Source organism: Pedobacter cryophilus (assembly GCF_005116455.1).
GTDB classification, from domain to species: domain Bacteria; phylum Bacteroidota; class Bacteroidia; order Sphingobacteriales; family Sphingobacteriaceae; genus Pseudopedobacter; species Pseudopedobacter cryophilum.
In genome coordinates, this window is record NZ_SWBP01000001.1 from 637,046 (window position 1) to 662,384 (window position 25,339).

At 33.4% G+C, this 25,339-nt stretch carries 22 protein-coding genes; 6 read left to right on the forward strand and 16 right to left on the reverse strand.

The window, feature by feature from the left end; genetic code table 11:
- Position 1: 1 nt before the first annotated feature.
- The 4 genes from FA046_RS02650 to FA046_RS02665 are packed head-to-tail and all read right to left on the reverse strand — an operon-like array spanning position 2 to position 3,110.
- Positions 2–1,741, reverse strand: coding sequence for a M14 family zinc carboxypeptidase (locus FA046_RS02650; protein WP_136824806.1), 1,740 nt, complete (start codon positions 1,739–1,741; stop codon positions 2–4).
- A 32-nt stretch (positions 1,742–1,773) separates the two neighbouring features.
- Positions 1,774–2,007, reverse strand: a complete 234-nt coding sequence (locus tag FA046_RS02655) for a 4a-hydroxytetrahydrobiopterin dehydratase (RefSeq protein ID WP_136824807.1) — start codon at positions 2,005–2,007, stop codon at positions 1,774–1,776.
- A complete protein-coding gene (locus tag FA046_RS02660; protein ID WP_136824808.1) occupies positions 2,004–2,357 on the reverse strand; it encodes an MmcQ/YjbR family DNA-binding protein in 354 nt (117 codons plus the stop codon). Before FA046_RS02660 ends, FA046_RS02655 begins: the two co-directional genes overlap by 4 nt.
- Positions 2,358–2,366: 9 nt before the next feature.
- A complete protein-coding gene (locus FA046_RS02665) occupies positions 2,367–3,110 on the reverse strand; it encodes a hypothetical protein (RefSeq protein ID WP_136824809.1) in 744 nt (247 codons plus the stop codon).
- 128 nt (positions 3,111–3,238) lie between these two features.
- On the opposite strand from FA046_RS02665, the gene pepT reads away from it, so the two are divergent.
- Complete coding sequence (pepT, locus tag FA046_RS02670; RefSeq protein WP_136824810.1) at positions 3,239–4,483, forward strand: peptidase T; 1,245 nt, start codon at positions 3,239–3,241, stop codon at positions 4,481–4,483.
- A 322-nt stretch (positions 4,484–4,805) separates the two neighbouring features.
- Here the strand turns inward: pepT and FA046_RS02675 are convergent, their stop codons facing one another.
- Together FA046_RS02675 and FA046_RS02680 are read right to left on the reverse strand one after the other, a co-directional pair.
- Complete coding sequence (locus FA046_RS02675) at positions 4,806–6,080, reverse strand: replication-associated recombination protein A (protein WP_136824811.1); 1,275 nt, start codon at positions 6,078–6,080, stop codon at positions 4,806–4,808.
- Positions 6,081–6,121: 41 nt separating this feature from the next.
- Positions 6,122–6,550, reverse strand: a complete 429-nt coding sequence (locus FA046_RS02680) for a hypothetical protein (protein WP_136824812.1) — start codon at positions 6,548–6,550, stop codon at positions 6,122–6,124.
- A 19-nt stretch (positions 6,551–6,569) separates the two neighbouring features.
- Here FA046_RS02680 and FA046_RS02685 point away from each other — a divergent pair, with 19 nt between their 5' ends.
- A complete protein-coding gene (locus FA046_RS02685; protein ID WP_136824813.1) occupies positions 6,570–6,914 on the forward strand; it encodes a phage holin family protein in 345 nt (114 codons plus the stop codon).
- Here the strand turns inward: FA046_RS02685 and FA046_RS02690 are convergent.
- The 7 genes from FA046_RS02690 to panC all read right to left on the reverse strand — a co-directional run bounded on the left by FA046_RS02690 (position 6,907) and on the right by panC (position 14,358).
- On the reverse strand, positions 6,907–9,018 hold the full coding sequence (locus FA046_RS02690) for a M1 family metallopeptidase (RefSeq protein ID WP_136824814.1): 2,112 nt from the start codon (positions 9,016–9,018) through the stop codon (positions 6,907–6,909). The two genes, FA046_RS02685 and FA046_RS02690, sit on opposite strands and share 8 nt — an antisense overlap.
- A complete protein-coding gene (locus FA046_RS02695; protein WP_136824815.1) occupies positions 9,015–10,259 on the reverse strand; it encodes a peroxiredoxin family protein in 1,245 nt (414 codons plus the stop codon). Before FA046_RS02695 ends, FA046_RS02690 begins: the two co-directional genes overlap by 4 nt.
- A gap of 129 nt (positions 10,260–10,388) precedes the next feature.
- Positions 10,389–11,528: an acyl-CoA dehydrogenase gene (locus FA046_RS02700; RefSeq protein ID WP_136824816.1), complete on the reverse strand. Its 1,140-nt coding sequence runs from the start codon at positions 11,526–11,528 to the stop codon at positions 10,389–10,391.
- Between the two features lie 119 nt (positions 11,529–11,647).
- A complete protein-coding gene (gene rfaE2 / locus FA046_RS02705) occupies positions 11,648–12,148 on the reverse strand; it encodes a D-glycero-beta-D-manno-heptose 1-phosphate adenylyltransferase (protein WP_136824817.1) in 501 nt (166 codons plus the stop codon).
- On the reverse strand, positions 12,138–13,124 hold the full coding sequence (locus tag FA046_RS02710) for a lysylphosphatidylglycerol synthase transmembrane domain-containing protein (protein ID WP_136824818.1): 987 nt from the start codon (positions 13,122–13,124) through the stop codon (positions 12,138–12,140). The genes rfaE2 and FA046_RS02710 overlap by 11 nt, the downstream gene beginning before the upstream one ends.
- A gap of 9 nt (positions 13,125–13,133) precedes the next feature.
- Positions 13,134–13,484, reverse strand: coding sequence for an aspartate 1-decarboxylase (panD, locus tag FA046_RS02715; RefSeq protein WP_136824819.1), 351 nt, complete (start codon positions 13,482–13,484; stop codon positions 13,134–13,136).
- A 34-nt stretch (positions 13,485–13,518) separates the two neighbouring features.
- Positions 13,519–14,358: a pantoate--beta-alanine ligase gene (panC, locus tag FA046_RS02720; protein ID WP_136824820.1), complete on the reverse strand. Its 840-nt coding sequence runs from the start codon at positions 14,356–14,358 to the stop codon at positions 13,519–13,521.
- A gap of 148 nt (positions 14,359–14,506) precedes the next feature.
- Here panC and FA046_RS02725 point away from each other — a divergent pair, with 148 nt between their 5' ends.
- The 4 genes from FA046_RS02725 (at position 14,507) to FA046_RS02740 (ending at position 19,666) form a co-directional block, all read left to right on the forward strand.
- Positions 14,507–15,331, forward strand: coding sequence for a glycogen/starch synthase (locus tag FA046_RS02725; protein WP_136824821.1), 825 nt, complete (start codon positions 14,507–14,509; stop codon positions 15,329–15,331).
- Between the two features lie 16 nt (positions 15,332–15,347).
- Positions 15,348–16,730, forward strand: coding sequence for a DUF4270 domain-containing protein (locus FA046_RS02730; RefSeq protein ID WP_136824822.1), 1,383 nt, complete (start codon positions 15,348–15,350; stop codon positions 16,728–16,730).
- 74 nt (positions 16,731–16,804) lie between these two features.
- Positions 16,805–18,646, forward strand: coding sequence for a glutamine--fructose-6-phosphate transaminase (isomerizing) (gene glmS, locus FA046_RS02735; RefSeq protein WP_136824823.1), 1,842 nt, complete (start codon positions 16,805–16,807; stop codon positions 18,644–18,646).
- A gap of 90 nt (positions 18,647–18,736) precedes the next feature.
- A complete protein-coding gene (locus FA046_RS02740; RefSeq protein ID WP_136824824.1) occupies positions 18,737–19,666 on the forward strand; it encodes a hydrogen peroxide-inducible genes activator in 930 nt (309 codons plus the stop codon).
- Between the two features lie 45 nt (positions 19,667–19,711).
- On the opposite strand, the gene FA046_RS02745 is transcribed toward FA046_RS02740, so the two are convergent.
- The 3 genes from FA046_RS02745 to FA046_RS02755 form a co-directional block, all read right to left on the reverse strand.
- Entirely contained in the window at positions 19,712–22,174 is a 2,463-nt protein-coding gene (locus tag FA046_RS02745) for a PAS domain-containing sensor histidine kinase (RefSeq protein WP_136824825.1), read from the reverse strand.
- A gap of 284 nt (positions 22,175–22,458) precedes the next feature.
- Entirely contained in the window at positions 22,459–22,854 is a 396-nt protein-coding gene (locus FA046_RS02750) for a thiol-disulfide oxidoreductase DCC family protein (RefSeq protein WP_136824826.1), read from the reverse strand.
- A gap of 130 nt (positions 22,855–22,984) precedes the next feature.
- On the reverse strand, positions 22,985–25,303 hold the full coding sequence (locus FA046_RS02755; RefSeq protein ID WP_136824827.1) for a glycoside hydrolase family 3 N-terminal domain-containing protein: 2,319 nt from the start codon (positions 25,301–25,303) through the stop codon (positions 22,985–22,987).
- Positions 25,304–25,339: the final 36 nt, after the last annotated feature.

A 25,339-nucleotide genomic window follows, 5' to 3' on the forward strand; every position in this document is an offset into this window, starting at 1 on the left:
ATTATTTTAAATTTAGTTTTGTTGGTGTAATTAATCTAGCTACAGGATACCTAAGATATGTTTTTTCGAAATATGGAGAGTGCTGATAAACCCAATTGAGTTGGGCCTGACCATTTTTTAATTTATCATCAGAGAGAATGGCTTCATTTAAAGATTTTCTAAGATTTGGGTCTTTCTTTAATAAATCAGCAGCCAGATCTTCAAAAACGTAGGCCGAAAAATGTTCTTTCTGACCTAAAATACCATCGAAGAAATTCCAAGCAAAATAAGAATCGGTGGCTTGAGGCTCTAGGGTTTCTACAATATATCTATTAGTGGTTTGATTGGTAAAAATCACAAAGTCTCCGGCATAAAAATTTACAGCGGTTAATACTTTTTTAAGCTTAACGTTGCTATGTAAATAATGCCCTTCATAAGGACGAGGACTGGTTTTATAATCTTCGAGGTAATACATTTCTACATTTAAAGTAGTGTCATGCTTTAGTTGCTGAAGTTTAACATTATTCAATTTTAAAAGACGAATTGCTTTATCCCAAGCTTGCGGTAAAACGTAAGCTAAAGGTTTGTTTACCTCAATACCGGGCTCAAATTTATTGAGTTGAGGAATTTTCTTTGTAAAAGGCTCTTTTTCATCATAATATAAGCGGGATTGATTGCTAATTTCGCTTGGTTTATGCTTTCCTTCAAAACCTTTAAAATCAATCATCTTTGCAGAGTCTTTGTTTAAAACCCAGGTTAAAGGAAATAAATTTTGCTTTGCTACTTGTTCATTTGCTTTTTTTCTAGTCGCTATAATGAGTTTAGCCTTGCTAGAAACTTCATCAATAATGATATTCAAAAAACTTGCCGTTGCTGCTTCTCTTTGTGCAAAAGGCTTAAGCATGTGCGTTTCTGTAATAAAACCAATAGTGTTGTGAAGAGTTGCGTAGCCGGTTGCAAACCTTGGCGTTTCTAAAAAACCCACAATGCCTGAGTCTGGTGTTTCGTAAATATGATCTACATAAGGAGTCATCTCAAAACCAGATTTTTTCATTTTCTCATATAAATTTGGAACCAAATTTTGAGTCATAAACTGAGAAAGAATAGGATTAAGCTTATCTTTTTGTGTTTCTATTAAAGTCATCACATATTGATAATCCGCACCATTACTTACATGAGTATCTACAAAAACGTCTGGATTCCACTGGTTAAATATTTGTTGAAATACATAGGAGTTTTTAGAATCGGTTTTTATAAAATCTCTGTTAAGGTCTAAATTTTGTGCATTCCCTCTAAAACCGTAAGCTTCTGGTCCGTTTTGATTGGCTCTAGAAAAACTTCCTCTGTTTAATGCGCCATCAATATTATAAATTGGAATGATACAGATGATCAAGTTGTCTGGTAAAGATTTACTTTTAACTAAATCTCTGGCCAATATCATACTCGCATCTATCCCTTCGGGTTCGCCCGGATGAATTCCATTGTTGATTAATAAAATCGCTTTATTTTGTTGGCGAAGAATTTTAGGATCAAAAATTTTACTTTTTGATAATACTACTAAATTTAAAGGTTTACCAACATCGGTTAAACCATAAGTAAGCATTTTTACTTCTTCGTGGTTCGCATCTAATTGCTTATAAAAGCTAATACACTCACTGTAAGTGGTGGTTTTTTGACCCTTACTAATTTCAAAAGGCGTGAGTTGAGCAAAACTTGTTAGATAAAAGAAAAAGGAGAAAACAAACAGATAAAATTTCTTCATGAAAATAAGTTTAATCTCAAAAATAAAAAACCTTAAACTAGTTTGTCTATTTCTGCTGCTAATTTATGATCTAGATCTGTAACAATATCCCCGGCATCATGGGTAGATAGTTTAATGGTTACTTTATTATAAACATTACTCCAATTGGGGTGATGATCCATTTTTTCGGCCACTAAGGCTACCTTACTCATAAACCCCCAAGCTTCTTTAAAGTTTTTAAACGTAAAGGTTTGGGTTAATTGATTGTCTTCTACTATCCAACTCATAATTGATTAATTTGATTTTGTAATATTTTTGGAAGGCTTTGTAAAACCAAGTTGTAAGAATGGTCTATCATTTCAAAGATTTGTATTTCAGATAAACTACCATTGTAATAAACCGTATTCCAATGTTTTTTGTTCATGTGATAGCCTGGTAAAACCTCACTATGTTTTTCTCTTAAAATTATCGCTTCCTCGGGGTCACACTTCACATTAAAACTAATGGGTTGATCTAAACTTGCGAGTAAAAAAATTTTATTGGCTACTTTAAAAACCAAAGTGTCATCACTAAAAGGAAAGCTTTCTAAAACTCCCTTCTTAGAAATGCAATATTCTCTTAGGGATTCAATGTGCACAATAAAAATTTAACGGTAATACAATCCTTTTGGACCAAAAAGATATTTAACTGAAACGCCTAATGTGGTGTAAGCGTCTTTAGAGTTGTTTTGAAATACCGCCGGATCATCATTGTAACCGTCTATATCATCAGAAAGGGTGAAGCTCATTTTATAATTTACGCCTATAACAAGCTTAACTTCCTGATAGGCATCATAAATATTAAGATTGTAGCCAATGGAAGCCGGAATAGATATAACACCACTATATTTGCTCTTTCCAAAATCATTTGCATGTTGCCTGCTAGGAAACAATCCTGATCCAAAATCTGCAACATTATTTGTTCCGCTAATGAAACCTAAACCCAAAGAAGCATTTACATTCCTAATATTATAAAGAAAAGGACTGTAAGCAAAATCAACAAATTGCCCTACAGCAACTGTTCCTTTTACTTCAATAGCACTTAATTTAGATACAAAAGCTCTATTATGCTTATCGGTGCCGTCTTTAAGTTCTACGCTATTGTATTCTATACCGGCTGTAATAAAAGGCGTGAAATAGTAATCTAAAAAGCCTCCAAAATATTTACTTTTATTGGTAGCAAATCCTCTAACAGGGTTAAAACCCGGAATAATTGGGCTCAAACCAAAAGATAAATCTGTATATGCTGTGGTTAAACCACCTCCTGCTCCTATTCCAATTCTACTAAAATTAGCTTGCGGAAAAGCTTTTAGAGCTCCAAAAAGTAAAAGTATTACGAGTAACTTTTTCAAATTATATATATGTGAAGCAAAAATAGTTGAGTTAAATAAATGTTTAAGAACTATCTTTTACTTTATTTGTCCTTCAATGATTTAGCCATAAAAATATTTTAAATTATCCGCTTATCAAAATTCTAGCTATGAATATAATTTATACTGTAAAGGAAAGGTTTCTAAACTATGTAAAAATAGATACTCAATCTGATCATCATTCTAAAACTGTGCCATCCACCTTAAAGCAAACTCACCTCTCAAAAATTTTGGTTGAAGAGTTATTGGCCATTGGAATTACCGATGCTCATTTAGACCAGTTTGGCTATGTATATGCCACCATCCTCTCTAATAGCCATAAAAATGTACCTGTAATTTGCTTTTGCTCTCATGTAGATACCTCGCCAGATTGTAGTGGTGCAAATGTAAAACCTATTGTTCACCATCATTATACTGGTGAAGATTTGATTTTACCTGATGATTCTTCCATTGTTTTAAAAATGACTGAGCACCCAGATTTAGCTCAACAAATTGGAAATGATATTATTACCGCTAGCGGAAATACTTTGCTTGGCGCCGATAATAAAGCTGGTATTGCCGAAATTATGGATGCAGCAACCTTTTTAATGTCTCATCCAGAGGTGAAGCATGGCGAAATAAAAATTCTTTTTACCCCCGATGAAGAAATAGGACGCGGGGTAAATTATGTGGATATTAAAAAGCTTGGCGCCGATTTTGGCTATACCATAGATGGCGAAACTTTAGGTTCTTATGAAGATGAGACTTTTTCTGCCGATGGAATGACGATTACCATTTATGGAATAAGTGCTCATCCTGGCTTTGCGAAAGGGAAAATGCAAAGTGCTATTAAAATTGCTTCGCACATTATAAACAGCTTACCAAAAAACAGAATTTCGCCAGAATCAACTGAAAAAATGGAAGGTTTTGTGCATCCGGTAAGTATAGAGGGGCAAGTAGAACAAGCTACTATTGAATTTATTATTCGTGATTTTGATGATGAAAATCTTTTTACTCATGAAGAGGAATTAAGAAATATCACCTTGCAAATTCTAGAACAATATCCTGGCGCTTACGCTGAATTTACAGTGACAGAGCAATATAGAAACATGAAAAAAGTGATTGCGCAATATCCAGAAGTGAGCCAATATGCCTTAATGGCTATTGAACGGGCTGGAATTGAGCCAAAAAAGCAAAGTATTAGAGGCGGAACGGATGGTTCTCGACTTTCTTTTATGGGATTGCCTTGTCCTAATATTTTTGCTGGTGAGCATGCTTTTCATGGGAAACAAGAATGGGTTTCTGTACAGGATATGGAGGCTGCGGTAAGAACTATTGTGAATTTGGCGTTGATTTGGGAGGAAAACTCGATTTAAAGATTTTTTGCCACGAATTTCTCGAATGATCACGAATGCTGAGTGGGAAATTATTGGAGTTTTATTTTGACACGGATTATAAGGATTACACGGATTTCTAAACTGGACACAATGATTTGTTGGATGTTTATTTTTTTGTCACGAATTTCACGAATGGTCACGAATGCTGGCCGGGAAATTATTGTGTTTTTTTGACCCGGATTATTAGGATTACACGGATTTTGAATTGAAAATTTTTAAAGCAGAATAAAGCTTACAAATTTTTCTTGGTGATCTCTGCGATTTTCTCTGTTGACTCTGTGGTTAATACTTTTTTCTAAAATTAATATTTATACTTTTTCCAAAGATTTTTGAGGTGTTCTCTAATTTTATTTTCGGCTGGGTTTTGTTGTGGGCTGTATAGTTTTGTGCCGCTTAAGGTATCAGGAAAGAACTCTTGATCGGCAAAATTATTTTCAAAAGCGTGGGCATATTTGTAATCTTTGCCATAATCCATTTGCTTCATGAGTTTGGTGGGTGCATTTCTAAGATGCAAAGGAACGGGCAAATCTCCGGTTTGTTTTACCAAAGCTTGAGCCTTTCCAATGGCTTCGTAAGATGCGTTACTTTTTGCCGAGGAAGCCAAATAGGTGACTGCCTGAGCAAGAATAATTCGAGACTCGGGCCAACCAATCACATTAACCGCTTGGAAGCAATTATTAGCCAACAAAAGTGCGTTTGGATTGGCATTTCCTATGTCTTCGGAAGCTAAAATCAATAATCTGCGGGCAATAAAAGAGGGATCTTCGCCACCTTCAATCATACGGGCTAACCAATAAACTGCCGCATTTGGGTCGCTGCCGCGGATAGATTTGATGAAAGCCGAAATGATATCATAATGCTGTTCACCGGTTTTATCATAAAGCGCCATGTTTTGCTGCACATTATCTAAAACAAATTGATTGGTTATGATTACCTCTTTCTCGCTTTCGGCATTGACTAAAAGCTCAAAAATATTTAACAATTTTCGTCCATCTCCACCAGAAAGACGTAATAAAGCTTCGGTTTCTTTAAGCTGAATGGTTTTTTGCTTAATAATTTGGTCTTGTTGGATGGCTCTTTTTAATAAGGCAATTAAATCTTCTTCGCTTAAGTTTTGCAACACATAAACCTGGCAGCGAGAAAGTAAAGCCGAGATGACTTCAAAAGAAGGATTTTCTGTGGTTGCGCCAATTAAGGTGACCAAACCTCTTTCTACGGCGCCCAATAAGGAGTCTTGTTGAGATTTTGAAAAACGGTGGATCTCATCAATAAACAAAACCGGAACGATTCCGCCTTTTTTATATTGAGCGGCTTTTTCTATGGCATCTCTTACATCTTTTACGCCCGAATTTATAGCACTTAGTGAGAAAAATGGCCGACTTAAACTTTCTGAAATGATATTAGCTAAAGTGGTTTTACCCACTCCGGGAGGTCCCCAAAAAATCATGCTGGGGATATTTCCATTCTCTATGGCTTTACGCAGAACGGCATTTTTACCTACCAAATGTTGCTGGCCGGTATAATCATCCAATGATTTTGGACGCATTCTTTCTGCTAAAGGATCTGATAAAGCCAAGATTTGATTTTTTATAAAGTTAAAAAGATGATTTGATATTGCTAAAAGCTGATCACTTTCTTAATGTATTGATTTTTAAACGGTGAGTTTTGTGGTTTTAATTGCTGTACCACATCTGTGTTTGGATTTTGCAGATAAATCTCTACTACATAGTTTTTTCCTTTTTGAAAACGCTGCAAAGGTTCAAATATAATGACGTTGTTAGTTAATTTATATTTCCCAAGAATGGGTTTTTGTAAATCCTGTAAATCTTCTTCCACTTGTGGATAAACTGATACATTTTGCTGCCAATCTTTTTCAGATAAAGAATCGGCTTCTAATTCTTTTAGGATAAAAGGATCTAATCCGCTGATTAATAAGATGGTAGAATCTTTATTAATGGCAACTTTAATTACATCAACCAATTTATTATTGGTCTGAGAATTGCATGCAAATAGCACAACTATAAATATTAAAACTAATTTATTCATCACTCAAATCTTAAACAATATGAAACTGTTATTAGAAATTTTATTAATGGGTCTCGCTGTAGTTTTAGCGGCCTTTATTTTACCGGGTGTAAGTGTTGATGGTTTTTTTACCGCTATTCTTGTCGCTATTTTAATTGCATTAGCAAACGCAACCATTGGCTTTATTTTAAGGCTTTTAACATTCCCTATCAATTTTTTAACCTTAGGGTTAATGTCTTTTATTATTACCGTTTTAATGATTTTATTGGTTGACAACTTAATGGCTGGTTTCTCTACTTCAGGGTTTTTCTCTGCCATGTTTTTCGCCATTATTTTATCTATCATCAAAATGATTTTTGGAAGCTTCAACAAGGAATCTAATTAAACTTTCCTTGTTTTAAAGCTTTTTGTACTAAAAGAGATGGGTCGGTTTTTAACTGTTGGCCTATCTCTTTTTTTGTTTTAGCACTTTTTATTTTAGCTAACACCATTAAAGAAGCTGCTCTTACTTTAGATTCTGAGGCTTTTAAAGCCAATATCATGAGTTTAGTCGCTAGTAATTCCTGCTCTTTAACCTCTAGTTTTTTGATATAATTTAAAGCCATCACCATTAACGTTGCGCTCTCATCATCTAACGCTTTTAGCATTAATTCTTTAGTAAATTTACTGTTTTGATGCTTATTAAAATAGTTTAATGATTCGTATCTGTCTATAAAATCATCAGCATATTGATATTGTAAAGCGTAATCTTCCTCAGTTTTAAGCTCTTGTTTTTCTACCAATAACTGATTATCTGCATCAAACTTTACATAAACTGGTTTTGTATCCATAGGAAATGAAAACTCTTGATGCGCTTGATTTAACAATACTGAAAATACCTGTTCTTGATTTGCATTCACAATTTTAACCTTAAAAGGTAATTGATAAATCTTTTGATGGGTGGTATCAATGATTTGATCTACCATAATTTTTAAAGCATTTTCTTCGGGATAATAAACTTTTGAAATTTTAATTTGTGGATTAGAATTAGCCAAAAACCATTGGTTAAAAAACCAATTCAAGTCGCGACCAGTAACCTCTTCAAAAGCCAAACGTAAATCATGAATTTCGGCTGTTTTAAATTCATGTGTTTTTAAATATAAATTTAATGAGGTAAAAAATGCAGCATCACCCACTTCTTTCCTTAATTGATGTAAAATTAAACCTCCCTTTTGGTAGGTAATGGCATCAAACATTTGGTCTTTATCGGCATAATCAAACCTAATGAGGTCTGGATCTTTGATTTTTACATATTTAAAATATGCCTCAGCATCTTGCATTAAATGTTCATCTGCGTAAGCATTTCCAAATTTATGCGCCAACCATAAATACTCTGCATAAGTAGCAAAAGATTCATTTAAAGACAGGTTTGACCATGACTCGGCTGTTACCAAATCTCCAAACCAATGGTGAAAAAGTTCGTGTGCAATAATAGGATCTTGACTTTCATCTGCAATTTCACCTGCTGTTTTGTTCAACTGATCATAAAAAACGGTGGCTGTGGTATTTTCCATGGCGCCACTCACAAAATTTTTGACCACAATTTGATCATATTTTGGCCAAGGAAAAGGATAGTTTAAAGTATCGGAAAAAAAAGAAATCATTTCTGGTGTATGCCCAAAAACAGCTTTTGCATGTGGGGCAAATTCTGGTTCGGTGTAATAGTTTAATCTTATATCTCGATAGCTGTCTTCGGTAATTTTAAAATCTCCAACGGCAATCATCGCTAAATAAACAGAATGAAGTTTTTGCATTTCCCAAGAATCTGTTCTTGTACCGTCGCTGTTTTCTTTTGAAGCTATTAAAATCCCGTTTGATAAAGTCTTTAAATTTTTTTCAATGGTGATATTGAATTGCTGGGTCATTTTCTCAGCAGGGTCTTCAATAGTTGGAAACCAGCCCGAGTTGCAATCCGTTTCTCCTTGTGTCCAAATTTGTTTGTTAGGCTTATTTTTATTGATAAAATACAAGCCTCTATCATCAATTGTGGTAATGTCTTTCCCTACTTTTAATTTTTCGGGCATGGCGGTGTAGCTAATGAATATTTTAAATTCCTCTTGAGCTGAATAGGTTTTATCTAAGAAAATAGTGAGTTTATTTTGCTGATAAGAAAATTCTAATTCTTTAAAAACCGAATTATTGAGCAAGCCAATTTTATTAATTTTAAACCCTTTTGCATCTAAAATCACCTTATTTTGTGGCATAAAATAAGCTTTAGCCGCGATGGTTGCATTACCATAAACAAATGCGCTATCCCAACTAAAACTGATGTCTAATTGGGTGTTTATGATGTCAATAGTTTTTTCTTTACTTCCCTGATAAACGTTAGAACCCACTGCATTTGCTCTAACAAAAATAGGTTCAAACTCTATGAAGTGAATTTTGGCACATCCTGATAAAAAAAATGCTGCCCCAATGAGACAGCACACACCTTTTTTTATTTTCTTCATGATTCTTTCAGAAGATCATTAATTAATTTCTCAAACTCGTTCACAAATTCTATGTAATGATTACCTGTACCAGGACCACTAAAACCGGTATGAATTTCTCTCACTTCTCCTTTTTTATCAATGATAATCATAGTAGGAAAAGCAATAACTTTATTTAACATGGGAAGGCTTTTAGCTGCATCTTCTTTATCTTTTGTGTAGCCTGTCACCAACAAATTATATTTCACATTGAAACGATTTTTTAACCGTTCAATATTTTTCTTTGACTTATCAAAATCACGGGTTCGCTCATAAGCTAAACCAACCACCTCTACTCCTTTAGCTTGATATTTATCATAAAATTTAGACAAATAAGCGGTTTCGTCCATACAATTTGGGCACCAAGAACCTAACATTTGCAGCACAACCACTTTGTTTTTGAATTGAGGATCATTCAAAGAGATCATTTTCTTCTCTAAATTTGGAAACGAGAAATTGATTTTCTTCTCTCCGGTTTTTAGAACTGTTAATCCGTAGGCATCTGGTAATTTAGCTTGATCATCTTTAACTGCCGACCATGTTTCAACAGAAGAAAAATCAGAATAAAATTTACCGTCAGTCAATTTATCTCCATCTAAAGTTGCTGTAAAAAGATAGGCATGTGAGCCATCAAAAGTAGAAATCATCAATTTATTACCATCTAAAATGCCATCTAAATAACGATAATCTCCGGTTGAGGTTAGAAAAGTACCGGTAACTTTAGCGTCGTTTTGAACAAATTCGCCAATAGCAATGGTGGTATCTTTTCCATCTGTACTTAAAAAAGTGGTTGCCCATTTACCTGTAACTTGTGCCATAGGCTTTTCAAATTCTTTTTTAATTCTCCAGTCAATTCCTGCCTCTGCAAAAAATTGCATTACCACATCTGTATCTGCTAAATGCTTAGTCCAAACTCCGGTTATTTTTCCATCAGCTAAAACCCCTTTAATTTCAGAATCAAACAATGGCATTTGAATATGTATGGAATCTCCATTTCTAGAAATTTCATTTACTCTAAAACGTTCAGAACTATTGAATATATCTAAATGATTTTTCCCGGCGCTGTCTGCAACTTCAAAATTGAAAGGAATTTCGGCTCCCGACTCGGTAATTAAAGCTCCTCTCCACATTCCGGTATTAAATACTGAACTTGGTTTATCGCATGAAGCAAAAAGGAAGAGAATGGAGCTCAAAAGGAAAATTAAATTGCTGATTTTTTTCATTCGAAAAGATTTGATTGTTGTTTAACTGATTCTTATTTGAATTCTAATATCAACAAACAAGAATCAAGTTTATCTCCTAAATTTTAGAAAAATAAACTTGAAACACAAATATTCAAAAATTATACCGAATTACTTGAGGATCTCTCTTGAAATGACAACTTTCTGTATTTCTGAAGTACCTTCATAAATTTGAGTGATTTTAGCATCACGCATTAAACGTTCTACATGATATTCTTTTACAAAACCATATCCACCATGTATTTGAACGGCTTCTACCGTGGTTTTCATAGCTACTTCTGAGGCAAATAATTTGGCCATAGAACTAGCTTGTGCATAAGGTAATCCATTATCTTTTAGCCAAGCAGCTTTTAATACCATTAATCTGGCGGCTTCAATTTCTGTAGCCATATCTGCTAGTTTAAAAGCTATAATTTGATGATCTGAGATTGGTTTTCCAAAAGTTTTGCGTTCTTTGGCGTATTGTGTGGCTAATTCAAAAGCGCCAGATGCAATACCTAAAGCTTGAGCGGCAATTCCAATTCTTCCGCCTTCTAAGGTTTTCATAGCAAATTTAAAACCGAAACCATCTTCACCAATTCTATTTTCTTTAGGAACTTTAACATCTGTAAACATTAATGAATGTGTATCAGAGCCTCTGATTCCCAATTTATTTTCTTTTAAGCCAATTGTAAAACCAGGCATTCCTCTTTCTACAATTAAGGCATTTATCCCTTTATGACCTTTAGAAACATCAGTTTGCGCAATTACTAAATAAGTAGAAGCAGAACTTCCGTTGGTAATCCAGTTTTTTGTTCCGTTTAATAAATAATGGTCTCCCATATCTATAGCCGTAGTATGTTGTGAAGTAGCATCAGAACCGGCTTCTGGCTCTGAAAGACAAAATGCTCCAATTTTTTCTCCAGATGCTAAGGGTTTCAAATATTTTTCTTTCTGCTCTTCTGAACCAAAATGCTCGATACCAAAACAAACCAAAGAATTATTTACAGAAACCACTACAGATGTTGAAGCATCAATTTTAGAAAGCTCTTCCATTACTAAAACATAAGAAATAGCATCCATACCTGAACCATTATATTTGGGATCAACCATCATGCCCATAAATCCCAGTTCGCCCAATTTTTTTACTTGTTCGGCCGGAAATTTTTGATGCTCGTCTCTTTCTATTACACCTGGTTTTAACTCAGTTTGCGCAAAATCCCTGGCTGCTTGCTGAATCATTAAATGTTCTTCAGAAAATTGAAAATGCATAGTATAAGTTCTTATTTGTTGGTTTAAACCTTAGAAATTAAAATTTTGTTTTGTCTGGTTTACTTAAGACAAACAAAGATAAGAAATTATTATGCAAGCATAGTAATGTAAAAAAATTATTACTGCGCTTTTATAATTTTTTGTTCTATTGCAGTGGTAGAGTAGCCTTCTATAAAAGTGATGGTTTTCACTTCGCCATTGTTTGCTAATACTTCTTTTGCACCTACTATATTTGCTATTTCGTAATCTGCACCTTTTACTAAAACATTGGGCAAAATTGCATTGATTAAGCGAAGAGGAGTTTCGTCATCAAAAAGAATAATTGCATCAACAAAGAAAAAAGCGGCTAAAATACAGCTTCTAGATTGTTGATCATTTATGGGGCGAGTGGGGCCTTTTAATCTTTTTGTAGAATCATCAGAATTTAATCCGATTACTAATTTTGTGCCTAAATCTGCTGCTTTAGATAGATAATCTACATGTCCTAAATGCATAATATCAAAACAACCATTAGTAAAAACAATCTTTTGATCAGTGTCTTTCCATTTGCTCAGTTGTTGCTCAAAATCTTCGATGTTGTTATAGATTTTAGCTTGCAGCGTAGTTTTGTTATTTTTCATGAGCTGTGTTGTTGATTTTGAACCCTAAAATTAAGCCTAAAAATCCAAAAATTATTACGGCTAAAGTTTGAGCGGCGTGAATGATGGTGGCGTATTCTAAACCGGCCGCTTTATTGATGTTTAGTATAGCCAAAACCTCGGTCACCATAAAGTGAAAAGCCCCAAGTCCACCTTGAATTGGGGCAATCATACCTAAACTGCCTCCAATTACGGTTAAAATTGCAGCAGAAAAACCCAGTATTGATGTTTCTTGCAAAACATTGAACCCTATTAAAGAAGATAGTATGTAAAACAGCCAAATTGCATAGGTATAAACCACAAATAAAAAAGGGTTATTAATTTTTTTTACCGATAATACGCCTGTTTTAAACTTGTTAAAAAGACGATTGATTCTTATAAAAACCCCTTTTTTGCCTTTACTATAATTTAAAAAGAGAAACAAGCCTAAGAAAACTATAAGTAATAATACTAACCACAACCATTTATCGCTTTGCAAAAAAGAAGAAAAATTGAGTTTTTGAAAAAGTGAAATCAGCAAATCTGCATAAATAAACAGCGATGTTAAAACTAAAATTAACAACATTAACAAGTCTATCACACGCTCTGCAATAACGGTTCCTAATAAAGAAACCATGTTTAATTTTTCTTTTTTTGCAAGTATAGCGCAACGGGCTATTTCTCCTGCTCTTGGCACAGCTAAATTGATGAGGTAGCCAACCATTAAAGCATTAAAAGTATGAGCCAACTTTGGTTTAGTTTCGGTAATTGAAGCAATCATTAATTGCCATCTTAAAGCTCTAAAAAAATGTGCTGCCATTACAAAAAAAGCTGATCCAAAAGCCCAGTTCCAATTGGCGCTTTTTAAATCTGCAAATAAATCAGGATGGTATTGATTTTTAAAAAGAAAATAGACAATACTTAATCCTATTAAGAATAAAATAACATACTTAATTATGGCAATAAGATTGATTTTCAATCGGTAAGTTTATTTGATAAGCTGATTATTTTCATCAGGAAAAACTAATACCGGTTCGTATTTTTTGGCCTCCTCCATTTCCATGTGGGCATAAGAAACAATAATTATTATGTCTCCAATTTGTGCTAACCTAGCACAAGAGCCGTTTAAGCAAATGGTCCCGCTGCCTCTTTCTCCTTTAATGATATAAGTCTCAAAACGAGCTCCGTTATTGTTATTAACTACCTGAACTTTTTCGTTAGGAATCATGTTCGCAGCATCAATCAAATCCTCATCAATGGTAATACTACCAACGTAATTTAATTCTGATTGAGTAACCTTCGCTCTGTGAATTTTAGATTTTAAAACTTCAATAATCATGTTGCAAATTTAGAAATAGAAATGAAAATTATTGTTACGAAAGCATCATATTATCTATGAGCCTTGTTTTACCAACCATACAAGCCACTAAAGCAATAGCACTTTCATTATCGTTTATTTGCTTGTCTAAGAGTGTGTTTTGATCACAAATTTTAAAATATTCCAGCTTCAAATCCTCATCATTTTGATAATATCCAATAGCTTTTTCCAATAATTCACTCAAAGAATAGCGATGGTAATTCTCCTTAACAAACAACAATGATTGGTATAAGGTAAGTGCTTTTTCTCTCTCCAAATCATTTAACCTAATATTTCTAGAACTCATAGCCAAACCATCTGGTTCTCTAATGATTGGGCAAGCCACTAATGCTATACCTAAATTTAAATCATCATTCATTTTTTTGATGACTAAAAACTGTTGATAATCTTTTTGTCCAAAAAATGCCCTAGTTGGTTTCACTAAATCAAATAATTTAAATACAATTTGAGTAACGCCTTTGTAGTGGCCGGGCCTAAATTCACCTTCCAGTATTTTGTCTAAAGCCCCAACTCCATAATTCCATTCTTCATGGTTATGATACATTTCACTCACCTCAGGCAAAAAAAGCACATCGCAGCCAGCCTGCACTAACATTTTTGTATCCTCAACAATAGGTTTAGGATACTTTAATAAGTCATCAGAATTGTTGAATTGTGTGGGATTTACAAAAATACTCACCACAGTTAAATCACATGCTAATTTTGATTGTTCAATTAAAGATAAATGCCCATTATGTAATGCTCCCATTGTTGGGACTAAGCCTATCTTAAACTTATTATTTCTAAAAGATTCTAGGTAACCAGAAAGTTCTAATTGGGTTTTTATGATTTTCAAAAACTAAAAAATTTAATGTGCAAAATTGTGTAATTAGTTAGTAATAAACAAAAAGCATTTGCATAACTCATTGTTTTTTTGCTAGATTATTCTTATATTTGCACTTCTAAAAATACTTCTTTAACAAAAACTTAACAAAGATTAGGAGATGGGAAAAACCAAGCTTTTGTTTATCACACATGAAATGTCGCCATTTCTGGAACTAACAAACATTTCAAAGATCACCAGACAATTACCGCAAGCTATGCAAGATAAAGGTTTCGAAATTCGAATCCTTATGCCAAGATTTGGTAGTATTAATGAAAGAAGAAACAGATTACATGAAGTAATCAGATTATCAGGAATGAACATTGTAATTGGCGAAACAGATAATCCGCTGATTATCAAGGTAGCCTCTATTCCGGCTGCAAGAATGCAAGTTTACTTTTTGGATAACGAAGATTATTTTCATAGAAAATATGTCTTTAATGATGCAAAAGGCAAGTTTTATGGCGACAATGATGAAAGAACAATTTTCTTTTGTAAAGGCGCTTTAGAAACTGTTAAAAAATTAGGCTGGGCACCTGATATTGTTCACTGTCATGGTTGGATGAGTGCTTTGGTTCCTGCCTACTTAAAAACAAATTACAAAGACGATCCTACGTTTAAAGATGCTAAAATCATTTATTCTATATACAGCGATACTTATCCTGAAACATTAGGAGCTGAGTTTGCTAAAAAAGCAGTAATGAAAGGAATGAATGCATCAGACACTGCTGATTATGCAGAAGCAACACACGCAGCGATCAATAAAGCAGCAATTAAATATTCTGACGGAGTGGTGATAGGCGATGAAAATATTGATGTAGAACTGTTAAACTTTGTTAAAAAATCAGAAAAAACAGTTTTAAACTACGATGCTACATTAGATTTCGAAAATTATTACAATTTTTACCAAGAAATCGCGTCTGATGAATTAGTATCAGTTGCTTAATTATTGAAATAATCATATGAAATTTATAAAATCAGGCTTATTAACTTTGTTAGTAAGTCTTTTTATTTTTAGCGGGTGTAAAAACTCAACTAGTGTAGGATTAGATGTTGATCCTAACATTGCTTTAAATTCTAAGTTTATTGATACTAGTACCGTCTTTACTAAACTAATGAAACAAGATAGTATTGTTTCTAATGGTACAAACAATAGTGTTTTAGCTTATTTTAAAGACCCTGTATTTGGTACTACAACGGGTAATATAGCTGTAGCTTTAACCTTACCCTCTGCCAATTATACTTTTGGTAAAAATCCTGTTTTAGATTCTGCCATTTTAGTTTTGCCATTTGCAGGTTTTTATGGAGACAGTACAGGCACCAATTATACAGTAGAAGTAAGACAATTAGATGAAGTGCTTTACACAGAAAGTCCAAAAACTTATTATAATACAAAGAAATGGAACTTTAAGACTACATTAATAGGATCTAAAGATTTTAACGCCCGTTATAAAGACAGTATCATTTTACAAGATATTTTAGTTGGGAAAAAAGATACCATTAAAAAAGTTTCTGCACAACTTAGAATAAAACTTGACCCAAGCTTTATTAACAATAATATCTTAAAAACAGATTCATTAAACTTGCTATCAAATAAAGTATTTAATGATTTTATAAAAGGATTATATGTTTCTTTAAATAAAAGCACAACCACCAATAACGGAGGAGTATTTTTATTTAACACTTACGCCCAAAATGCTGCAAAACTAGACTTGTTTTACAAAAAAACATCCACCACAGGATCAATAGATACTGTAAATACCAGTTTAGCCATAATGGGAACTAGCGGATATGCAGTTTCTGAAGTAACATGGGATTTAAACGGTACTGCTGTTGCAACAGAATTGCAAAACACCAGCAAAAATAGCAACAATCTTTACATTAAAAGTTTAGGCGGCACTCAAGTTAAAGTTGATTTTCCTTATTTAAGTAAATTAAAAGCTTTAGGAGATAATGTAGCCATTAACAGAGCAGAACTTATATTGAAAGTTGTTAATGGATCTGAAACCCCATACAAACCTATCTCAAGATTAAGAGCATTTAGATGGGATATAGCTGAAAGGCCACAATATATTCCTGATGAAAACCCAAGTGACTTTAGAAACCTTGGACCAGGTTTTATAGGAGGTTTTTACAATAGCGCCACTAAAGCTTATGTGTTTAATTTCACAGGATATATTCAAGATTTAATTAATGGCAAAACAAAAAATTACGGCACATTCATTACTGTATCCGATTTCACCAGTTCAGGAAGTGTTTTTGATGTGGCATCAAGATCTTTAACAGGCGGTAGCAATGTAACGTACAAAGCACAACTTAAAATTTACTACACAGATTTAAAGTAAGAAAATATAAAGAATTTTATAATGAAACTATATTTTGTAGCTTAGTAAATAATCTACAAAATATAGTTTTTTTTATGTGTGGTATAGTCGGATATATAGGTTTTAGAGATGCCTATCCAATCATCATTAAAGGTTTACATCGCTTAGAATACCGAGGGTATGATAGTGCTGGTATTGCCTTAATCAATAACTCTTCTCATTTAAATATTTATAAAAAAGCTGGTAAGGTTAGTAACCTAGAAGAATTCATTGGTGAAAATGATCAAACTGGTCATGTAGGCATGGGACATACCCGTTGGGCTACCCATGGAGCGCCTAACGATAAAAATTCTCATCCACATCAATCAGGTGATGAGAATTTAGCTATTATCCACAATGGCATTATTGAGAATTACGGTCCTTTAAAAGAAGAATTAATTTCAAGAGGGCACACTTTTAAAAGTGATACCGATACGGAGGTATTGATACATTTAATAGAAGATATTCAAAGTAAAGCAAATCTTGATTTAAGAGAAGCCGTAAGGGTGGCGCTTAATGAAGTGGTGGGTGCTTATGCTATCGTAATCATGAGTAAAGACGATCCTAATCAGCTTATTGCGGCTAGAAAAGGAAGTCCGATGGTGATTGGTGTAGGTGAGCATGAGTATTTTGTAGCTTCTGATGCTACACCAATTGTGGAATACACTAAAAACGTAATCTATTTAAATGATAACGAAATTGCCTACTTAAAAAAGGATGAACTCCTGATTAAAAACATAGATAACACCGTTCAAACTCCTTATATACAAGCTTTAGAACTCAAACTAGAGATGCTTGAAAAAGGAGGGTATGAACATTTTATGTTGAAAGAGATCTTTGAACAACCACGCTCTATTCGTGATTGTATGAGAGGAAGAATTTATCCGGAAGAGGGAAAAGTACAACTTGGAGGTATTAAAGATTATACCGAGAAATTCAAAAATGCAGATAGAATAATTATTGTAGCCTGTGGGACTTCATGGCATGCTGGTTTAGTTGGAGAATATCTGATTGAAGAATATGCAAGAATACCGGTGGAAGTGGAATATGCGTCTGAATTTAGATATAGAAACCCAATTATATCAGAAAAAGATATTGTAATTGCCATTTCTCAATCTGGCGAAACTGCTGATACCATGGCGGCAATTGAGTTGGCTAAGGAAAGAGGAGCCACAATTTTTGGAGTTTGTAATGTTGTTGGAGCATCTATTCCCAGATTAACTCATGCGGGAGTTTATACCCATGCCGGACCAGAAATTGGTGTGGCTTCTACAAAAGCATTTACGGCTCAAGTTACAGTTTTAACTTTGATGGCTTTTTATATGGCTCAAACAAAAGGAACCATTACGCAAAGTAAGCTCATTAGTTTATTAATTGAGTTAGAAAAAATTCCTGATCTAATTGAAAGAACGCTTTTATCTAATGATTATATTTTAGGTATTGCAGAGAAATTTAAGGATTCTAGAAATGCGCTTTTCTTGGGTAGAGGAAGTGGTTTCCCAGTAGCCTTAGAAGGAGCTTTAAAACTCAAGGAGATTTCATACATCCATGCTGAAGGTTACCCTGCGGCAGAAATGAAGCATGGACCAATTGCTTTGATTGATGAAGAAATGCCCGTAGTTGTTATTGCAACCAAAACTTCATCTTATGAAAAAGTTATTTCTAACATACAAGAAGTAAAAGCAAGAAAAGGAGTTGTAATTGCCATTGTAACCGAAGGAGATACAGAAGTGAAAAATATGGCTGATTATGTGATAGAAATACCTCATGCAGATGAAGCGTTTTTACCTTTATTAGCAACTATTCCATTGCAATTGCTATCCTATCATATTGCAGTTTTAAGAGGTTGCAATGTAGATCAGCCAAGAAATTTAGCTAAATCTGTTACGGTAGAATAATATATTACATTTCAAAAATTAAGGGATGCAATATCCCTTAATTTTTTGAATTCATTGCCCCAAGCTTATAGAATATATCTATATTAGAGCATGACTATTGTTCAATTAGAATATGCAGTAGCGGTAGATACTTACCGAAGTTTTGTTTTAGCTGCAGAAAAATGCTTTGTTACCCAGCCAACTTTAAGCATGCAAATCCAGAAACTGGAAGAACATTTAGGCGTCAAACTTTTTGATCGCTCTAGGCAACCTGTTGTGCCTACTGAAATTGGGATTGAAGTGATAGAGCAAGCTCGAAAACTTTTAAACGAAAGCTACAAAATCAAAGAAATTATTGACGAAAGAAAAGGGGAGATTGTTGGAGAATTGAAAATTGGTGTAATTCCTACTGTTGCACCTTATCTTTTGCCCCGAGTTATTGGTGGCTTTATGGAAAAATATCCTAAAGTAACCCTCACCATTTCTGAATTTACTACTGAAAACATTATACAACAACTTAAAATTGGGTTATTAGACTGCGGTATTTTAGCCACGCCGCTTGATGAAAACACATTATTTGAAAGGCCTGTATTTTATGAAAATTTTGTGAGTTATGTATCTAAAACCAGTCCGCTTTTTAAGAAAAAAGCTTTAACCACCAATGATTTAGATATTGATGAACTTTGGCTACTAAATGAAGGTCATTGTATGCGTAACCAGGTTTTAAGTATTTGTAAACATAAAAAATCTAATGGACACCAATTAAATTACAATACAGGGAGCATAGAAACCTTAATTAAAATGGTAGACTTAAACAATGGAATCACCATTTTACCAGAATTATCTTTACAAGATTTTTCGGTTAAACAAATGGATAAAGTTCGCTATTTTAAAAGCCCTGAACCTAGTAGAGAAATTAGCATTGTAACAAACAAGAACTTTATAAAAAAGAGAATAATTGATGCTTTAGAAACCGAAATTTTGAACAGTGTCCCAAAAAGAATGAAATCTAAAAAGAAGAAAGAGGTTTTAGATATTTAGGCTTTAAAACAGCAACTGAAGTAGATATAAAAAATAATCCCGCGTTTAAGCCTTCATTTTAATTAAATGATGCGTTTTGGATTTTTTATTCCTTTTTTGAGCAAAACTAATGGTAAAGGTTGTTCCTTCATTTAGCTGGCTCTTAAAACTGATATCGCCATTAATCAATTCAAGATATTTTTTTACAATATACAGCCCCAAACCCGTACCCTGAATATATTCTTTATTACTGGCTCTAAAAAATTGAGTGAACAATCCTTTTTGATCCTCTTGGGGAATGCCAATTCCCTGATCTTTAACGGCAATAGTCACTCTGCCATTTGCAACAACCGAAGAAAGGTATATATTTTCACCATCATAAGAATATTTACTAGCATTAGATAGCAGGTTTAATATTATATTTTTTAGTGTTTTATTTGATTGTTCTATTAACAATTCACCTTCATGAGTATAAATAATTTGCTGATTTTTATCCCTCAACATCCCTTCCATTTCTTCCATTAATAATTGCATAAATTCAGGAAGATTAATTAGTGACGCATCAATATCCCAAATTCCTTTTTCTAATTCACCAACTGAAAGAAAATTATTAAGAATATAGATTAGATTTTTTACAGATGAGGAAATACGTTTGGTATGCTTTAACCTTTTCTCTTGCTGATTTGAATCTTTATACACTTCTATAATAGACGCACTAGAGAGGATGGTAGCCAAAGGTGTTCTAAACTCATGCGAAGCCATAGAAACAAAACTAGACTTCATTTCATGTAATTCCTTTTCTCTTAATAAAGATCTGGTAAGCTCTAAAGTTCTTTCTGTCACCTTATTTTCCAGCTCATCTCGAGAGCGCATTTGCTCAGAAACATCAACAATTACAGAATGGAGTAAAAATGTTTTGAAATTATATTTCATATTCATTCTTGCCCAAAAATATGTTCCATCCAGTCTTTTCATTTGATGGATAATCACTTTTACACCATCCTCAATTATCAAAGATTTAATAATTCTTTCTCTTTCTGGCATATCCAACCAATGCGCTTCTGATTTATAATTGTCTAAAAAATCTTTTTTTGATTGGTATCCCAAAAGTTGTACCCCTACATTATTTACATCAATTACTTTAGCTGTTTTTGTATCAAATGAGAATATAGATACCAATGAGTTTTCATATAAATCACGGTATTTTTCTTCGCTACTTATAAGATTTTGGTGAGACTGTACTTGTTCTGTTATATCTATAATTACAGTTTGGGCAGAATTAATTTCTTTATCTGATTTGGTTGAAATATTAGCCCAAAAATGAGTGCCATCAAGTTTTTTCATTTCTTGAATTTTATTTCTCACCTCACCTTTTTTCATTAATATTTCTATGTGGTATAATCTTTGGGATATATTTACCCAGTGGTTTTCGGGCTTAAAATTTTTTAGAAAGTCTTTTTTGGACTGATAACCAAAAAGTTTAACACCAATTTGATTCACATCAATTACTTTGGTTGTTTTAAGATCTGAAGAAAGTATTGCGATTAAGGAGTTCTCAAATAAATTTCTATATTTTTCTTCGCTGGCTATCAGCTTAGCTTCATCTAGCTTACGCAGAGTAATGTCTGAGCGAATACTTAAATATTTATACGGCTTTCCTTCTTTATTTAAAAACGGAACAATAATAGTATCTACCCAATACGTTGTGCCATCTTTAGCCTTATTTTTTAGCTCGCCCTTCCATACATTACCACTAACAATAGTTAACCACAGATCTCGCATAAATTCTTTTGAATGATGACCTGAGTTGAAAAATCGATGATTTTTACCAATCAGTTCCTCTCTTGAGTATTTGGAAATTTTACAAAAATTATCATTCACCAATTGTATAGTGTCATTTTCATCTGTTACCACTACTATACTAGCTTCATCTATTGCTGCTATATAATCAGATATGTTTTTATTTATACTGTCTAACTGTAAATATCTATCAACCAATTGCTGTTGCAATTCTTTATTTTGATCTCTTAAATCAAGATTAGTTGAATTTAAATGTAATTCAAAAGAAAGTAAATCCACTTCATTTGCAGGGTGGTCACTTAATACATATTGATTTGTTTCACAAACGGCATCAGTTACATCTTCTAGCTGGGTAATAATATAGAGAACCTCATTTTCTGAGTTCAGAACTGGCTTATTTTTAATGTTAAAGTATTTTTCTTTTAGAATTCCGTATGAATTATGAACTAGGTATTTTTGAGCTAACAAAGTATGCTTTGTCTTTTTTTGCAGTACAATGCTGTAGGATGTTAAGGCATTAGCAACCTCTTTCTGATTTACATCATAAGGTAAATTAGGAAAACCCTCTAGGATGTATTTACCAATAATTTCGCTTTGTTTGGTATTTGTAGTTTCTAAATAATCATCACTAGCCGTAAGAATTAATAATTGAGGCGAAACCACAATCAATAAACCTGGTGTAGATTTAAATAAAACCCTAAAGTCTATATCTTTTGCTGTGCTTAACATTTGTAAAACAATTGGTATAATCAGGCTATGCTATGAAATTCTAAGGTTCAGAAAATAACACCCTATTTATTATGTAATAAACTTGGATAAAATTGATTGAGCATTAAAACTGTTACTTAAAATTACAAATTGCTTTACTCTTTTCAATAAATAAAACAACATAAAAATAATAGCGCTTCTTGGAAATTAGAAGTCGGTAGGTAAATAAAAGTCGCCTCACTTTTTTTAGCGTTAGAAACAGCGGTTTTTTGAAATTTTATTTTATCAATTTGAGTAAAAAAAATTTATAAAAATCTACTCTTTAAATTGGAGTTAGGCACCATACATTGTTCTGTTTTACCAAACCAACGATACCTGTTTTTTGCAATAAAACTGTAAATACCGTTTCTAATAAATTTGGGAACTACGAGTAAAACACGAGCCAATGGCCAAGCACCTCCTAAGTATTTAGCAATTTGTAAAGCCGCATCTGATTGGGTGTAAACCTTATTATTTGCAATAAAAATTACTGTTTTTAGGTCTTTTATTTGGATATTATGAGCGCTTAATAACGCTTTGGCAGCATCTGATTGTAAATCAGCAAATTTGAATTGAGCCTGAGGATCTCTTTTAATAACGAATTGCACAAATCCATTACAAAGATTACAAACGCCGTCAAAAAGGATAACAAATTGCTGCATTACCAAAGGTAACTATTTTAAGAGTGAATGGTTTTAGAAACAAACAAGGCAGTCTGATTGAGACTGCCTTGTTTGTTTATTCTATAATTAAATACACTTTAAATTACATGATTAAAGGCTGCTCTTTTGCTTATTGAACCGAAAATTTTGTTTTGAGGTTAGCGATTTGAATTTCAAAATCACCAGATTCTACTACATTTTTGTTTTGTTGATTCACAAAAGACAACTCGTTTTTACCGAGTTGAAAACTTACCGTTTTGGTTTCGCCGGGTTTAAGACTTATTTTATCAAAGCCTTTTAAACGCTTAATATCTGGAGTGACAGACGCATATAAATCACTTAAATACAAATCAACTACTTCTTTTCCTTCTCTAGACCCTGTATTTGTAACGTCAACAGAAACTGTTAAAACATCATTTGCTGTGATTTTACTAGCACTCATTTTTAAATTATCGTATTTAAAAGTGGTGTAACTTAAGCCAAAACCAAATTCGTACTGTGGGTTATAATCTGCATCATAATTATAAACACCTGCCACCACAGACCTACTTTCTGATGGTTTATGGTTATAATTTACCAAAGAGTTAGGGAATTTTGGATAGTTATAAGGTAGTTTTCCTGATGGATTTACATCTCCAAAAAGAATATCTGCTAAAGCATCTCCACCAAAATTACCGGGCAAATAAGTTTGTAAAATAGCGGGTATGGAAGCTTCAAACTTGCTAATTAATCTTGGTCGGCCTTCATTTAAAACCAAAATTACTGGCTTACCTAAAGCTGCAATTTGCTTGGCATATTCTGTTTGAAGATCTGAAAGGTATAGATCACTTAAATTACCTGGTGTTTCTGTATAAGAGTTTTCACCTAAACAAAGAATAATAGCATCGGCATTTTTTGCGGCTTCTAATGCTTCTTTCATTTGATCGGCGTATTCTTCATAATACTTTCCATCCATTTTATAGCTTACCCCGGGAATAAAATTTACTTGATTGTTTCCAATTTTGTTTTGAAGCGCTTCTACAATGGTGTTATATTTTGCAGCAAATTCTTCTACTTTTTCTCCTTGCCAAGAGTAGGTCCAACCGCCGTTTAAGGTTCTCATTGAATTAGCATTTGGACCAGTAACCAAAACTTTCATATCCTTTTTTAAAGGAAGAATGTTGTTGGTGTTTTTTAATAAAGTGATAGATTCTGCTGCGGTTTGGTAAGCGGCCTGCTCAAATTCTTTGCTTCCAAATTTTGGGTAGTTTTTAAAATTGGTTACTGCTGTTTCAAATAAACCAAGTTGATATTTTAGCTTTAAAATTCGGGTTACTGCTTCATCAATACGTTGTTGCTTTACTTTTCCTTCTTTTACTAAAGCTATTAAATCATCACAAAAAGGCTCGTATTGGTAAGCAATCATAGACATGTCTATTCCTGCATTTATGGCCATCATTACGGCTTCTCTATTGCTTTTTGCCACACGATCTCTGCTGTATAAGTTCTCAATATCGCCCCAATCTGTTACCACTAATCCTTTAAAGCCTAATTCTTCTCTTAACAATTTAGTTAAAAGGGTAAAATTTGCATGAACAGGAACTCCGTTTATTAAGCCAGAGTTGATCATAATGGTATGCGCACCTGCATTTATAGCGGCTTTAAATGCTGGTAAATGATATTCTCTTAATTGTTGATCTGATAAAGAAACTGGGGTTCTGTCTTTACCAGAAATAGAAACTTGGTAACCTAAAAAATGCTTTAAGCAAGAAGCCACATGAAATGGATCAGAAATATTATTCTTATCTCCCTCATAACCTTTAATTACCTGCACACCTAATTGGGTGGTTAAATAAGGATCTTCCCCGTAAGTTTCCCAAATTCTTGGAAAACGAGGATCAGGACCTAAATCTAAAACAGGAGAAAAATTCCATGGAATTCCACTTGCTCTGGTTTCATAAGCGGTAATTTCTGCTCCTTTTCTAAGCAATTCTCGGTTACGAGTAGCTGCTTGCCCAATTTGCTGAGGAAACATAGTGGCTCCTGCAGTATAAGTTGCTCCATGAATAGCGTCTATTCCGTAAATTACTGGAATATTTAACCTGCCTTTTCCTGCATTTTGAATTTCACTGATAATTCTAAACCAAGTTTCGGGTGTTCTAGCCCTGTTATTTGCGGTATTTAATACCGAACCTAGTTTATAAACGCCAAAAGCTTTTTTCATAGCTACTTCATCTAAAACAACAGGTTCGTCACTAGAAAATCTATCTGGACCTTTAGTAATTACATCAAGTGTGATTTGCGCCATTTGACCCACTTTTTCTTGTAAAGTCATTTTTTGCAATAAGGTGGCTACTTTAACATCAAGCTCTTTTGAGGCATTTGAAGTTTGTGCTTTTAAAGAATATGGTGATAAAGTACCTGATAAAAAAATCAGCATAATTAGCACATAACGAAAATTATTTTTCATAATCGAGTTTAGAGTTAAATGCATTTAAAAAATGAA

Coding starts and splice junctions, on each gene's coding strand:
- FA046_RS02745 (WP_136824825.1), bottom strand. CDS start 22,174: ATGTTAAGCACAGCAAAAGATATAGACTTTAGGGTTTTATTTAAATCT.
- FA046_RS02725 (WP_136824821.1), top strand. CDS start 14,507: ATGGGAAAAACCAAGCTTTTGTTTATCACACATGAAATGTCGCCATTT.
- FA046_RS02755 (WP_136824827.1), bottom strand. CDS start 25,303: ATGAAAAATAATTTTCGTTATGTGCTAATTATGCTGATTTTTTTATCA.
- FA046_RS02740 (WP_136824824.1), top strand. CDS start 18,737: ATGACTATTGTTCAATTAGAATATGCAGTAGCGGTAGATACTTACCGA.
- FA046_RS02730 (WP_136824822.1), top strand. CDS start 15,348: ATGAAATTTATAAAATCAGGCTTATTAACTTTGTTAGTAAGTCTTTTT.
- pepT (WP_136824810.1), top strand. CDS start 3,239: ATGAATATAATTTATACTGTAAAGGAAAGGTTTCTAAACTATGTAAAA.
- FA046_RS02700 (WP_136824816.1), bottom strand. CDS start 11,528: ATGCATTTTCAATTTTCTGAAGAACATTTAATGATTCAGCAAGCAGCC.
- FA046_RS02685 (WP_136824813.1), top strand. CDS start 6,570: ATGAAACTGTTATTAGAAATTTTATTAATGGGTCTCGCTGTAGTTTTA.
- rfaE2 (WP_136824817.1), bottom strand. CDS start 12,148: ATGAAAAATAACAAAACTACGCTGCAAGCTAAAATCTATAACAACATC.
- panD (WP_136824819.1), bottom strand. CDS start 13,484: ATGATTATTGAAGTTTTAAAATCTAAAATTCACAGAGCGAAGGTTACT.
- FA046_RS02680 (WP_136824812.1), bottom strand. CDS start 6,550: ATGAATAAATTAGTTTTAATATTTATAGTTGTGCTATTTGCATGCAAT.
- FA046_RS02750 (WP_136824826.1), bottom strand. CDS start 22,854: ATGCAGCAATTTGTTATCCTTTTTGACGGCGTTTGTAATCTTTGTAAT.
- FA046_RS02695 (WP_136824815.1), bottom strand. CDS start 10,259: ATGAAAAAAATCAGCAATTTAATTTTCCTTTTGAGCTCCATTCTCTTC.
- glmS (WP_136824823.1), top strand. CDS start 16,805: ATGTGTGGTATAGTCGGATATATAGGTTTTAGAGATGCCTATCCAATC.
- FA046_RS02690 (WP_136824814.1), bottom strand. CDS start 9,018: ATGAAGAAAATAAAAAAAGGTGTGTGCTGTCTCATTGGGGCAGCATTT.
- FA046_RS02655 (WP_136824807.1), bottom strand. CDS start 2,007: ATGAGTTGGATAGTAGAAGACAATCAATTAACCCAAACCTTTACGTTT.
- FA046_RS02650 (WP_136824806.1), bottom strand. CDS start 1,741: ATGAAGAAATTTTATCTGTTTGTTTTCTCCTTTTTCTTTTATCTAACA.